Here is a 12,150-nt window from a genome sequence, read left to right as displayed (position 1 = left end):
CACCCCCCTCACCGCCGTACGTCCGGCAGGTGGTCGGGGTCGGCGTCGGGCAGCCAGGTGAGCACCTGACCGGCCCGGCGGCGGAACCCGGGATCGGGATCGTCCCGGGCCAGCTCGGTCAGGAGTTCCCGGGTCTGGTGGTCGTCGCCGAAGTGCGTGCCGAGGGCCTGCACGGTGGCGGCCCGCACCGACCAGTCCTGGTCACGCAGCCGCTCCACGAAGAGGGTACGCACCTCGGGATGTTCGGCCAGGCGCTCGCCGAGCACCCGGAGCACCTCCCGGCGTACCTGCACGTCCTTGTCGTTGCCGGCCCGCTCGATCAGCAGCTCGCGTACCGCCCGGTCGGCGCCGAAGTGCTCGCCGAGGATGCGTACCGCCACGGTCCGGATCTGCGGGTCCTCGCCGGTGGCCCGGCCCATCAGCAGCTCGCACTGCTCCACGTCGGTGCCGAGCCGGGTGGCCAGCTCGACGGCCGCCTCGTGCACGAGTTCGGGGTCCGGGTCGTGCCGGATCCGCTCCAGCAGCGCCTCCCGGACCTCGGCGTCGACGCCGACCCGCTGCACCAGCAGGCGTACGGCGGCGAGCCGGACCCGGGCGTTGCTGTCCCCGTGCACCCGCCCTTCGAGCAGCTCGTGCACGTCGTCCTGGGAGCCGCCCCGCTCCACCACCGCCGTGGCGGCGAGCGCGAAGACGCCGGCGTCCGGATCGTGCCGCGCCCGGTCCAGCAGCACCCGGTGGACCTCGGCGGACAGTCGCGGCTCCCGGGTCAGCGCCCGCAGCGCGGCCAGCCGCACCTCGGCGTCGGAGTCGGTACCGGCCCGGTGCAGCAGCACCTCCCGGGTGGTCGGGTTCCGGCGCACGGTGTCGGCGAGGGCGTCGACGGCGGCCAGCCGTACGGCCGCGTCGACGTCGTCCCGGGCCAGCCCGGCGAGCACCTCGGAGACGGCGGAGTCCATCCCGACCCGCTCGATCAGCGCCCGGGCGGCCACCAGCCGGATCCGGGCGTCCGGGTCGCGCAGCGCCAGCTCGCCGAGCGCCGCCCCGACCGACGCCTCGGCACCGATCTCGTCGGTCAGCGCCCGGGCGGCGAGCAGCCGTACGTCGGCGTCCCGGTCCTGCCGGGCGGCGGTGACCAGCAGGTCGAGCAGTGCGGTGTCCCGCTCGAAGTGCTCGACGAGCAGCCGCAGCGCGGCCCGGCGTACCGTCTCGTCGGCGTCCCCGCCGGTCCGGCTGACCAGCAGGTCCCGGGTGGTGGTGTGCGGGCCCTGCTGGTCGATCAGGGCGCGGGCGGCGACCCGGAGCACCCCCGGGTCCCGGTCGGCGCGCACCCGGTCGATGAGCAGCGCCCGGACCTTGGGATCGGCGGCCAGCCGCTCGCCGAGCACCCGCACGCTGGTCCGCCGGGTCACCGGGTCGGTGTCGTCCCGGGCGCGTTCCATCAGCAGGTCCCGGACCTGCCGGGTGGCGGCGAACCGTTCGACGAGTACGTGCGCGGCGGTCCGGGTCACCTCGGCGTCGGGGTCGGTACGCAGACACTCGACGAGTACGTCCCGCAGCTCGTCGTCGCCGCCGTACCGGTCGCCGAGGGTCTGGATGGCGGTACGCCGCACGCTCGCGTGCTCGTCGGCGTGCGCGCGTTCCCGGAGCAGGTCGCGGACGTTCGGCTCGTCCCGGAACCGCTCGCCGAGCGCCTGCACGGCGGCGAGCCGCACCCCGGCGTACCCGTCGGCGCGGACCCGTTCGATCAGCAGGTCGCGGGCCTCGGCGTCGGTGCCGAACCGCTCCCCGAGGGCCTGCACGGCGGCGAGCCGCACCCCGGCGTGGTTGTCCGACCGAGCCCGCTTGATCAGCCGGGTCCGGGCCCGCGCGGCGGCGGCCTGGTGCGCCGGGCTGTCCACCGCCGAGGTGGCGAGCTGGGCCAGCTCGGCCAGCCCGGCGACCGAGGCGTACGAGGCGGGGCTGTCGTCCATGGTGGCGAGCACGTCGTCGAAGAGGTCGTCGATCCGCTCGGCCGGGGTGGAGAGCATCGCGGCCAACCGGGCGGCGTGGGTGGAGATCGGGTTCCAGACCACCCGGACACCCCGGCGGCGGTACCAGGAGAGGTAGATCTTCCGGCCCGGCCAGTTCGGCCCGATCGCCTTGGCGGCCGGCAGGATCTCCTCGTCGATCAGCCGGGCGGTCTCCCGGTCGTCGATCGAGACGCAGTGCTCCAGCAGCAGGATCAACTGCCGCAGCAGGGTCTCGGCCGGCTTGGCGGCGGCGTTGTGCAGGTTGCGCACCTCGGCCAGGCACTGCACGGCCAGCGCCAGGTTCCACGGCGGCGGGGCGAAGTCGGCCGGCGGCCACGGCTGGTTGACCTCGGTGGTGAGCAACTGGATGAGCTGCGCGGTGTGGTTCTGGTGCAGCGCACCGGCGAGCAGTCGGAGCACCTCCCGCCAGGACAGGTCGGCCCAGTGCTGCCGGAACAGGTCCTTGAGCTGCTCGAAGGAGAGCACCTGGTCGTGCTGGAACTTGGCCAGGATCGCGTCCGCGCAGAAGAACTCCAGGAAGGTGCGGTGCACGAAGCCGTAGACGTGCGGGCCGTACCGGCTGAGGATGAAGTTCCGCTCCCGGAACTGGTCGATCATCGTCAGCGAGATGGTCCGTGCGGTGGCCGCGTCCCGCCGGTAGCGCTCGACCAGGTACTGCTCGAAGACGTCGCTCAGCTCGGTCCGGTCGATGTAGTTGACCGTCAGCCCGCGGTCGGCCGACTGCATCCGGTAGGCCAGCCGGCGCAGCAGCTCCTTCTTGTCCTCCGGGTCCAGGAAGCTGGCCGCCGGGGACTGCTCCGGCAGGTGCCGGTCGGTGTCCCACTGTGCCACCAGCACCGTGGCGGCGTGGTCGTAGAGCTTCCAGCGTTCCCGGGGCAGCGGTTGGTGCTTGCCGATGATCGCCAGGATGGTGAGCAGCAGCGGGTTGCCGGCCAGTTCCCGGATCGCGTGCGAGTGCCGCATCGCGTCCAGCAGCCGGGCCCGCTGGGCGTGCGCGTCCTCCGGCCGGTCCCGGATCGCCAGCCGGTACCAGCTGGACAGGAAGTCACCGGTCTGCTCCTCGTCCAGGTCCTGCAGGGTGTAGTGCACGAAGCCGACACTTGTCAGGATCCGGCGGGAGTAGCCGATGATCCGGGAGGTGACGATCATGCGTACCTGCGGGTGGTTGGCGGCGAACCCGGCGATCTGCCGGGCCACCTCCTCCCGGCGGTGCCGGTCGAAGACCTCGTCCAGACCGTCCAGGATCATCACGGCCCGGCCGCCGATCCCGAGGTGCCGCAGCAGCGCGGCCCGCTCGATGCCGAGCCCGTCGGTGCCGGCCCGGTGGTCGAGGTAGTCGACGAAGTTGTCGCACTTGCCCTCGGCGACCAGGGTGACGAAGGAGCGCAGCTCGATCAGCAGCGGCAGGTGGTCGGCGAGCGCGGAGAGCCGGTCGTCGGTCGGACCGCCGGTCAGGCTGAGCGTGACGTACCGGGCCGCCGTCGACTTGCCCGACCCCGGGTCGCCGAGCAGCACGATCGCCCGCTGCTCCGGCGCACCGAGTACGTCGAAGAGCCGCTGCAACGGCTTCGCCCGGTACGACTCGTGCAACTGCACCAGCTCCCGGGGGTCGACCTCCTCCGGCACGTCCTCGGTGCCGATCCGCCCCTCGGACTGCATCCGGCGCAGCCACTCCCGGGGCAGCTCGGCCGGCGGCGGGTCCTCGCGTACCCACTGCTCGACGAAGACCGACGTCAACTGGATCCGGAGGTAGTCCTCGTTCTGCTCCGGGGTCAGCGCGTCCAGGTCCAGCACCCCGTAGTGCTGGCGCAGCCGGAGCAGATACTGCTTGAGCGTGTCCCGGCTCAGCGCGGGCATGCCGCCGTCACCCTGCACCCCGGCGTCGGTGAGACAGTTCGCCACCGCCGCGGTCACCATCGCGGCCAGGTCGGCCGGGTCCCGGAAGGTGCCGCACATGTGCCGGTCGGCCAGCTCGGCGCGGAGCGTCTCGATCTTGTCGGCGTCCCGGCCCCGGTCGACGAAGCTGCGCGGCCAGGGCGCCTCCTCGTCCAGCAGGAAGATCAGGCAGGGCTTACCGCCGTTCAGCGCCTCCCGGTATTCGAGTTCGGTGATCGAGCGGTCGTAGCCGGCCGGGACGAAACCGTACCGCCAGGCGAAGATGCCGACGTAGACGTCACATTCGGCGACGTCGGCCAGGCAGCGTTCGAGCGGTCGGCGGTCCTCGGCCACGTACGACTCCATGGCCACGTCCTCGACCCGCAGTCGGCGCAGTGCCAGTTGGACGGCGGCCCGGCACTCCTGGAGATCCCGGAAAGTGGCCGAGACGTAGACCTTGGTCACGGCGGCGGCTCCTTGGGGGTGACGCTCGGGGCGGCGTGAGCGGCGCGTAACGCAACCGTACCAATAGGACGCAACAGCGAGGTTTCCGCTGGTCGGATGGGGTGAGCGTCGCGTACCGGACCTGGGCGGGCGTACCAGAATGAATTGCCGTCAGCCGATCACCATGTCCGGCACCGACATCGGTTACCGTGACGCTGTCACGGCGACCCGGCCCCGGTGATGCGGTCACGGTGCCAACGAGCGTGCGGAGGCGCGCAATGCTGACCCTGGGCGAGGTCCATACCGGACTTTTGCAGAACTCCAGCTCGCTCTCGCTGGAGAACACCGCCCAACTCCTCGACTTCCTGGTCGGTCAGCGGGTCCGCCGGTCCGAACGGCCGATCGCGTACGCGGTCTCGCCGGACCAGCTCACCGGGATCGACTGCCGGCTGCCGGCCGGCTCCGGCCGGGGCACCCGGGGGGTGGGGACGGTGGTGTCGCACGCGGCGGTGACCGGCGGGCACGTGTTGCAGGGCTCCACCTACACCCGGCTGGACCGGGCCGCCAGCAACCGCCGGTTGATCTGGTCGCACTACCTGGCCCGGCCCGGCTGGGTGGAGACGATCGGCAAGGTCGACCTCCGGGACGTCGCCCGCGGCTTCCTCGGGCCCACCTACCAGCCACAGACGCTCAACCTCGGCGCGATAAGCGCCCGGCTGATCGACGCGGTGCAGAAGTCGCCCCGGCTGGACCGCCGGCCGCCGTTCCGGACCAAGCGCACCCGGCTGCGCTGGGCGGTGCTGCCGGCCGCCGACCCGGGGACCGAGCCGCACGGCAAGTTCCGGATCGAGTCCGAGACGCTACGTAGCCTGGAGCTGACGGCGCCGCAGGAGGCAGTACCCGCGCTCGTCGAGTTCTGCGAGGACCTGGCCCTGCACGACTGGCTGCTCACCACGCTGCTGTCGCTCATCGAGTTCAGCCTCACCGGGCCGGGCACCCGGACCCAGAAGATCGACCGGCTGCGGCCGGCGATCGACTGCCTGCTGCACCTCTGGATGCCGGCCGCCCGGCTCGACGAGTCGGTGCTGCCGGTCTGGCAGGACCTCGAACACCGGCCCGGCTTCACCCGGCAGTGGCAGACCTCGGTGACCCGGATCCGCGACCAGGTCACGCTCAGCACCATCGCGCTGCTGGAGGCGCCGTCCCGCTGAGCCGGTCGGTCCGTCCCGCCGAGCCGGGTCAGTCCGTCCCGGGCGGGCGGGCGGAGAGTTCCCGCCAGGTGTCCGGTCCGGCCAGCAGGGTCCGGACGACGTCGTACGCCGCCTCCTCGCTGTCGAACTCGTAGAACCGGGAGATCCCCTCGGCTCCGCCCGCCCGCTGTTCCAGGTGCCACTGGTCGGCATCCGCCCGGAGGTAGACGTCGCGCCGGGCCAGGCGCCCCCACTTGCCGTTCCACCAGTGCTTTCGCTGTTCCATCCGGGGACCTTATCGAACGTACGTACGAGAAGATCACCGGGTGCCGGACCGTCACCCGGGCAGGTGACGGTCCGGGTTCAGGGGTGGCGCTGCGCCGGCGGGTACTGCCCGCCGAACCGCTCGTCCGGGCCCTCGGGGTGCCGGTTCGGCGCCCGGCCGGCGGCGACCAGGGCGTCCCGGATCTCGGTGAGCAGCATGATCTCCTCGCTCGGCGCGGCCGGTGCCGGCTCCTCGCCCCGCTGACGCCGCTCGGCGAGCTTGTTCATCGGGAAGACCACCAGGAAGTAGAGCACGGCGGCGGTCATCAGGAAGGTGATGGTGGCGTTGAGAAAGGCCGCCCAGTCGACCTCGGCCTTGTTCGGCAGCGTCCAGGTGCCCGCCTTGAGGCCCTCCTCGCCGCCGAACATGGTGATCAGCGGCTTCAGGAAGGAGTTGGTGAACTGGGTGACCAGGCCGGTGAAGGCCGCGCCGATGACCACGCCGACCGCGAGGTCGACGACGTTGCCGCGCATGATGAAGTCTTTGAAGCCCTTGAGCATTGGCGTCTCCAGGTTGCCGGATTCCTGTCGGTCGACAACCTAGTGCCCAGCCCCGCGCGGACGGAAAAGCGGCGGTGTCGGCCGGTCAGCTGGCGGCGACCGCCTCGTCCACCGTCTCGTGCGTCTGGAGGACCTCCACCAGGCCGCTGACCTCCAGGATGCGCAGCACCCCCCGGCGCGGCGCGGCCAGCCGGACCGTCCCGCCGGCCTCGTCGGCGCTGTTACGGGCCCGGACGAAGACGGAGAGCCCGGTCGAGTCGCAGAACGTCAGCTCGGCCAGGTCGAAGACGAGCCGGTTGCGGCCCTTCTCCAGCAGATCCGTGATCTGGTCCTGGAGTTGCGGCGCGGTGGCCATGTCGAGTTCGCCCGCGACCGACACGACGACCACGTCGGACCGCTCCTCGGTGTGCACCGTCAGGGACATTCGCAACCTCCTGGGATATCGGTCGAACCGTACTCCACAACCGGCCCGGCACGCATGACAGGCCTCGGAAGTCGGCCGCCGGAACCGGTGCCACCCGCCGGACGGACGTGATCAGCCCTGGGCGAACAGGGCTTACCGGATGCCCTCCCGGCCGGGCACCATCGCCGGATGCGCATCCTCGTCCTCGGTGGCACCGTCTTCCTCGGTCGGGCCGTCGCCCGGCAGGCCCTGGCCGCCGGCCACGACGTCACCTGCGCCGCCCGGGGCTCGTCCGGAGACCCCGTCGACGGCGTCCGCTTCGTCCGGGTGGACCGCACCGACCCGGCCGGCCTGGCCACACTCACCGGCGAGTTCGACGCGGTCGTCGACGTGGCCCGGCATCCCGAACAGGTCCGGAACGCGGCGACCGCGCTCGCCGGACGGGTGGGACACTTCACCTTCGTCTCCACCGGCTCGGTGTACTCCGACACCGCCACTCCCGGCCAGCGGGTCGAAGACGCCCCGCTGCTCCCACCCGCACCCCCGGACGCGGAGGACCCGACCCGGGACGCGGAAGCGTACGGCGCCTGCAAGGTGAGCTGTGAGCGGATCGTGACGGAGGCGTTCGGCGCCGGGTCGGTGTTCGTCTGCCGGGCCGGGCTGATCGTCGGGCCGGAGGACCCGAGCGGACGCTTCGAGTACTGGGTGCGGCGGGCCGCCCGGGGCGGTGAGGTCCTCGCCCCCGGCACGCCGGACGAGGCGGTGCAGTTGGTGGACGTACGCGACCTGGCCGACTGGATCGTGGCGGCCGGTGAACGCGGACTCACCGGCACGTACGACGGCACCGGCGCGGCGACGACCCGGGCCGCCTTCCTGGCCGACGTACTTCCCGAGGGGGTCGAGCCGACCTGGGTGTCCCAGGAGTTCCTGGCCGAGCAGGGGGTACAGCCCTGGTCCGGTGCGCGGTCGGTGCCGCTCTGGCTGCCGGTGCCGGAGTACGCCGGGTTCCTGAGCCGGGACGTCTCCGCGAGCCTGGCGGCCGGGCTGCGGACCCGGCCGCTGGCCGAGACTGCCCGGGACACCGCCGCCTGGCTGGCGTCGGCCGGTCCGGGGGCGGGGCAGCGGATCGGCCTCACCGGGGCCGAGGAGGCCGAGGTGCTGGCCGCCTGGCACGCCCGCTGACCGCTCACCTTCCCGGTCCACCTTCCGGGCTCACGTTCCCGGTCCACTCTCCGGCTCACCTTCTCGGCCCACCCGCCCGGTCAGCCGGTGCGGACCTGGATGCCGGGGGAGGTGGCGCTGGCGCGTAGCCGGAGCCGGACGATCCGGGCGTCGGGTGGGATGTCGTAGACGACCACCCCGGTGACCCGGTTGCCAGGGTTGATCTCGCTGAGGAAGCCGAGCCGGTCCGCGTTGGCGAGCAGCCCGGCCGAGCTGTCCACCCCGAACCGCTGCCCCGCCGGCCCGTACGCGACCTGGAGGGTGTCCTGGAACGTCGCCGGTCGGTTACCGAGGTTGCGGACCGCCAGGTCGACCACGCAGAACTGCCCGACCGCGAGCTGGCTGACCAGCGGGTCGCCGACCTCGGTGAGCCCGCAGCGCAGTTCCCGCACCCGGAACTCCAGGTCGCCGTCCCGGGCCGCCTGGTTGAGGTCGACCACCCGGGGGCTCTGGTCGCGCAGCCCGGTGTAGATGTCCGGCCCCCAGGCCAGCACGATCACGGCCGCGGCCACGCAGCAGCAGGAGAGCAGGGCGGCGACGAGGCCGAGCACGAACCACCAGCGGCGGTCGGCCTGCCGGACGAACTCGGGAGCCTTGGCGAGGCCGGCGGGCGTCGGACGGCCCGGCTCCGCCTCGCCCTGCGGTGGTCGGCCCGACTCCGCCTCGCGCTGCGGCGGTCGGGACGGCCAGGTCGGTGGCGGGGGACCACCGGGTGGCGGCGGGTTGTCGCCGGCCGCCTGCGGATAGTCGCCGGGCGGCGGGTAGCCGCTCAGCGGCGGGGTGCTGGCCCGCGTCTGCGGGGTGGACCAGTCCGGTGGCGATGCCGCCGCCGGCCCGGGAGCGGCCGGCGGTTGCCCGGGATTGGCCGGCGGCCGTCCGGGGGTGGCCGGCGGTTGCCCGCGATTGGCCGGCGGTTGCCCGGAGGTGGCCGGCGGTTTCCCGGCGACGGGTCGGTCGGGCAGCGGTGGGGAGGGTGGGCCGGCGCCGGGGGCGACCGTGTCGGGAAAGCGGCCGGTCGACGGGATCGGCTCGGGGACCTCGTCGACGGTCGAGCCGGCCGCCGGGTCCGGGGCCGGCTCCCGGCTCGGCCCCTCCGGCGGCGGCGGGTCGATCGCCCAGTCCCACGATCGGGGTACCGGCTCGGCCGGCCCGCCCCCGCCCGCCGGGGGCTCGGCCGGCCTGTCCCCGCCCGCCGGCGGCTCGCCGGAACCGGCACCGGGCCGGTACGGCTGCCCGCCGGACTGCTCGGGGCTGGTCATCGCGATCCTCGTATCCTCCGGGGCCTTGAGGCAAATAGTATGCTTCATCCCTATTCGCCCAGCAGGGATCGTCATCTTCGTCCGGGACGGCGGACGGGCGGGGCAGGGGTGTCCCGCCCCGGCCCGGCGAGGACCGCCGCGGACCGGCTGGTCGGCCGCAGTGGCAGGATGATCCGGTGGATCTCGTGACCGTCGACGACGTACGGGCCGCGGCGGGGGACCTGACCGGGGTGGTGCTACGTACCCCGCTGCTGTCCTGCCGCTGGGACGACCAGCTCTGGCTGAAACCGGAGAGCCTGCAACCGGTCGGCTCGTTCAAGCTGCGCGGTGCCACGCACGCGGTGGCCCGGCTCGACCCGGCCCGGCGGGACCGGGGGGTGGTGACGCACTCCTCCGGCAACCACGGCCAGGCGCTCGCCTACGCCGCCCGGGCGTACGGCCTGCCCTGCACCGTGGTGATCCCCGAGGGTGCTCCGGCGGCCAAGGTCGACCAGGTACGCGCGCTCGGCGCCGAGGTGCGGATGGTCGCCCCGGCCGACCGGCTGTCGGTCGCCCAGGAAATCGCCGCCGAGCAGGGGCGCACCCTGGTCCCGCCCTTCGACGACCGGCGGATCATCGCCGGCCAGGGCACCATCGGGCTGGAGGTGCTGGCGGACCTGCCCGAACTGGACGTGCTGCTGGTGCCGGTCGGCGGCGGTGGGCTCGCCTCCGGGGTCGCCACGGCGGTCAAGGGGCTGCGTCCGGAGGTCAGGGTCGTCGGGGTCGAGCCGGCGCTCGCCGCCGACGCGGCCGAGTCGTTGCGCAGCGGCGAGCTGCGTCAGTGGGAACCCGCCCGTACCTACCGGACCAGCGCGGACGGGCTGCGGACCAACCTCTCCGCGCTGACCTTCGCACACCTGCGCGCCCGGCTGGACGGCATCGTGACGGTCGGCGAGGACGAGATCGCCGCCGCGATGACCCGGCTGGTCCGGGACGCCCGGCTGGTGGTCGAGCCGAGTGGCGCGGTGACCACGGCGGCCCGGATGTTCCACGCCGCCGAATTGCCCGCCGGTCGTACCGTGGCGGTGGTCACCGGTGGCAACGTCGACCCGGACGTCCTGGCAGCCGCCGCCGCTGGCCGTTCGGCCGACAGTCCCGCCGCCGCTGGCCGATCCGCCGACAGTCCCGCCGCCGGCTGACGGCACGACGAAGTTCCCGGCAGGGCCGGGGGATTTGGTGGAGTTAACCCCACCCCGCCCCGGGACCTGGCGCTCCTGCCCCGGCGGCCCGGCGCTGGTGTGCTCGAAAGGTGACCACAGCGACCGCCGCCACGGCCTCCCGGACCCGCATCCCCGACCTCGACGCGCTACGCGCCTTCGCGCTGCTCGGCATCCTCGTCGTCAACATCACCTTCGCCGCCACCGGCTACAGCACGACCGTGACCGACCCGGCGTACGACTCCTGGCTGGACGACGCCGTGCGCTGGCTCAACCTCGGCTTCTTCGGGATGAAGTTCTACCTGCTCTTCTCGTTCATGTTCGGCTACAGCTTCGTCCTCCAGGCGGACGCGGCGGCGCGGGCCGGTGCGGCGTTCCGGCCCCGGATGGTACGCCGGCTGCTCGGCCTGCTCGCCCTCGGCGCGGTCAACATGGTCTTCCTGATCAGCGGTGACATCCTCACCGTCTACGCCCTGCTCGGCGCGGTGCTGCTGGCGTTGCGCGGAATCCGGGACCGGACCGCGTTGGTCGTCGCCGCCGCGCTCTACGGCTACCTGCTGCTCGGCATCGGGTCGAGTCTGCTCTTCCTGGACACGTCGAGCTACTTCGACCACGCCGCGCAGGTCGCCGCCGCGCAGGAGTCGACCGCGAACCTGGCCGGCGGGTTCGACTCGGTGATCGGCGAGCACCTCGCGGTCCTGCCGCTCTACGGCCTCTCCCAGCTGACCGTGCAGGGGCCGACCACGCTGGCGATGTTCCTGCTCGGCATGGTCGCCGCCCGGCGCCGGATGCTGGTCGGGCTCACCGGGCGGGAGGGCTGGCTGCGGGCCGTCCAGCTCGTCGGCTTCCCGGTCGGCATCACCGGCGGCGTCGTCTACGCCTCGCTCGGCGGCAACGGCGACACCCTCGGCGTACTGGTGAGCGCGACGACCGCTCCGTTCCTGGCCGCCGCGTACGCCGCGACCCTGATCCGGGTGGTGCACGGCGACCGGGGCCGGTGGCTCGGCACGACCCTGGCCCCGGCGGGCCGGATGGCGCTCTCCAACTATCTCGGCCAGTCGGTCGCCACGCTGCTGATCTTCACCGGGGTCGGCTTCGGGCTGGTCGGACAGGTCTCGCCGCTGGAGATGCTGCTCTTCGCCCTGGCCGTCTTCGCCGGTCAGCTGGCGCTCAGCCGGTGGTGGCTGGCCCGGCACGGGCACGGGCCTGTCGAGTGGCTGCTGCGCTGGTTCACCAACGCCGACCGTCCCGCCTGGCGGGGCAGCCAGCTCAGCCGGCTGGCGGGCTAGCCGCCGGCACCGGGGCGGCCGCCCGTTCGTCGTACCTGGCGCGGGAGGCGGCGATCTCGTCCAGGTGGGACTCGGTCCAGTGCACCAGCGACTGGATCGTGTGGTGCAGCGTCACGCCCAGCGGGGTGAGCGCGTAGTCCACCCGGGGCGGCACGACCGGATGGACGGTGCGCTGGACGAGCCCGTCGCGTTCGAGTTGCCGCAGGGTGACGGTGAGCATGCGCTGGCTGATCCCGTCGACCGCCCGGCGCAGCTCGGTGAAGCGCAGGCTGTGCCGGTCGAGCAGGGCGATGACCAGCAACGACCACTTGTCGGCGATCCGGTCGAGGATCTGCCGGACCTCGCAGTCCTCGCGGCCGTCCCACTGCCGGGCCGTGTAGTCGCCCTCGGTTCCCGTGCAGTAACCGGGTGACTTCGA

10 protein-coding genes are annotated in these 12,150 nt (G+C 73.1%); 4 read left to right on the top strand and 6 right to left on the bottom strand.

The window, feature by feature from the left end:
* Window positions 1-8: 8 nt before the first annotated feature.
* Window positions 9-4,370: a HEAT repeat domain-containing protein gene (locus tag ACN28A_RS12105; RefSeq protein WP_421395080.1), complete on the bottom strand. Its 4,362-nt coding sequence runs from the start codon at window positions 4,368-4,370 to the stop codon at window positions 9-11.
* 257 nt (window positions 4,371-4,627) lie between these two features.
* Here ACN28A_RS12105 and ACN28A_RS12100 point away from each other — a divergent pair, with 257 nt between their 5' ends.
* Complete coding sequence (locus ACN28A_RS12100) at window positions 4,628-5,560, top strand: SCO2521 family protein (RefSeq protein WP_421395077.1); 933 nt, start codon at window positions 4,628-4,630, stop codon at window positions 5,558-5,560.
* A gap of 28 nt (window positions 5,561-5,588) precedes the next feature.
* On the opposite strand, the gene ACN28A_RS12095 is transcribed toward ACN28A_RS12100, so the two are convergent.
* The 3 genes from ACN28A_RS12095 to ACN28A_RS12085 all read right to left on the bottom strand — a co-directional run bounded on the left by ACN28A_RS12095 (window position 5,589) and on the right by ACN28A_RS12085 (window position 6,788).
* Window positions 5,589-5,825 (bottom strand): hypothetical protein, encoded by a 237-nt coding sequence (locus ACN28A_RS12095; protein ID WP_421395075.1) that lies wholly within the window; start codon window positions 5,823-5,825, stop codon window positions 5,589-5,591.
* A 77-nt stretch (window positions 5,826-5,902) separates the two neighbouring features.
* Complete coding sequence (mscL, locus tag ACN28A_RS12090; protein ID WP_421395073.1) at window positions 5,903-6,364, bottom strand: large conductance mechanosensitive channel protein MscL; 462 nt, start codon at window positions 6,362-6,364, stop codon at window positions 5,903-5,905.
* An 85-nt stretch (window positions 6,365-6,449) separates the two neighbouring features.
* Window positions 6,450-6,788, bottom strand: coding sequence for an STAS domain-containing protein (locus tag ACN28A_RS12085; RefSeq protein ID WP_421395072.1), 339 nt, complete (start codon window positions 6,786-6,788; stop codon window positions 6,450-6,452).
* A gap of 168 nt (window positions 6,789-6,956) precedes the next feature.
* Here ACN28A_RS12085 and ACN28A_RS12080 point away from each other — a divergent pair, with 168 nt between their 5' ends.
* Complete coding sequence (locus ACN28A_RS12080; protein WP_421395070.1) at window positions 6,957-7,949, top strand: NAD-dependent epimerase/dehydratase family protein; 993 nt, start codon at window positions 6,957-6,959, stop codon at window positions 7,947-7,949.
* A gap of 80 nt (window positions 7,950-8,029) precedes the next feature.
* On the opposite strand, the gene ACN28A_RS12075 is transcribed toward ACN28A_RS12080, so the two are convergent.
* Entirely contained in the window at window positions 8,030-9,247 is a 1,218-nt protein-coding gene (locus tag ACN28A_RS12075; protein ID WP_421395068.1) for a DUF4352 domain-containing protein, read from the bottom strand.
* A 176-nt stretch (window positions 9,248-9,423) separates the two neighbouring features.
* Here ACN28A_RS12075 and ACN28A_RS12070 point away from each other — a divergent pair, with 176 nt between their 5' ends.
* Both ACN28A_RS12070 and ACN28A_RS12065 read left to right on the top strand, forming a co-directional pair.
* A complete protein-coding gene (locus ACN28A_RS12070) occupies window positions 9,424-10,425 on the top strand; it encodes a threonine ammonia-lyase (RefSeq protein ID WP_421395066.1) in 1,002 nt (333 codons plus the stop codon).
* Between the two features lie 110 nt (window positions 10,426-10,535).
* Complete coding sequence (locus tag ACN28A_RS12065) at window positions 10,536-11,732, top strand: DUF418 domain-containing protein (RefSeq protein ID WP_421395063.1); 1,197 nt, start codon at window positions 10,536-10,538, stop codon at window positions 11,730-11,732.
* Here ACN28A_RS12065 and ACN28A_RS12060 read toward each other — a convergent pair.
* A complete protein-coding gene (locus ACN28A_RS12060) occupies window positions 11,713-12,063 on the bottom strand; it encodes a winged helix-turn-helix transcriptional regulator (protein WP_421404318.1) in 351 nt (116 codons plus the stop codon). The genes ACN28A_RS12065 and ACN28A_RS12060 overlap by 20 nt on opposite strands.
* Between the last annotated feature and the right edge of the window lie 87 nt (window positions 12,064-12,150).

It is taken from the genome of Plantactinospora sp. WMMB782, assembly GCF_049179135.1.
Lineage (GTDB): Bacteria > Actinomycetota > Actinomycetes > Mycobacteriales > Micromonosporaceae > Plantactinospora.
The sequence above is the reverse complement of the archived record's forward strand: the minus strand, read 5'-3'. Positions and strand labels throughout refer to the sequence as shown.

Bases quoted from the DNA above. Each gene is read 5' to 3' on its own strand.
- ACN28A_RS12100 (WP_421395077.1), top strand. From the start codon at position 4,628: ATGCTGACCCTGGGCGAGGTCCATACCGGACTTTTGCAGAACTCCAGC.
- ACN28A_RS12085 (WP_421395072.1), bottom strand. From the start codon at position 6,788: ATGTCCCTGACGGTGCACACCGAGGAGCGGTCCGACGTGGTCGTCGTG.
- ACN28A_RS12095 (WP_421395075.1), bottom strand. From the start codon at position 5,825: ATGGAACAGCGAAAGCACTGGTGGAACGGCAAGTGGGGGCGCCTGGCC.
- ACN28A_RS12075 (WP_421395068.1), bottom strand. From the start codon at position 9,247: ATGACCAGCCCCGAGCAGTCCGGCGGGCAGCCGTACCGGCCCGGTGCC.
- mscL (WP_421395073.1), bottom strand. From the start codon at position 6,364: ATGCTCAAGGGCTTCAAAGACTTCATCATGCGCGGCAACGTCGTCGAC.
- ACN28A_RS12080 (WP_421395070.1), top strand. From the start codon at position 6,957: ATGCGCATCCTCGTCCTCGGTGGCACCGTCTTCCTCGGTCGGGCCGTC.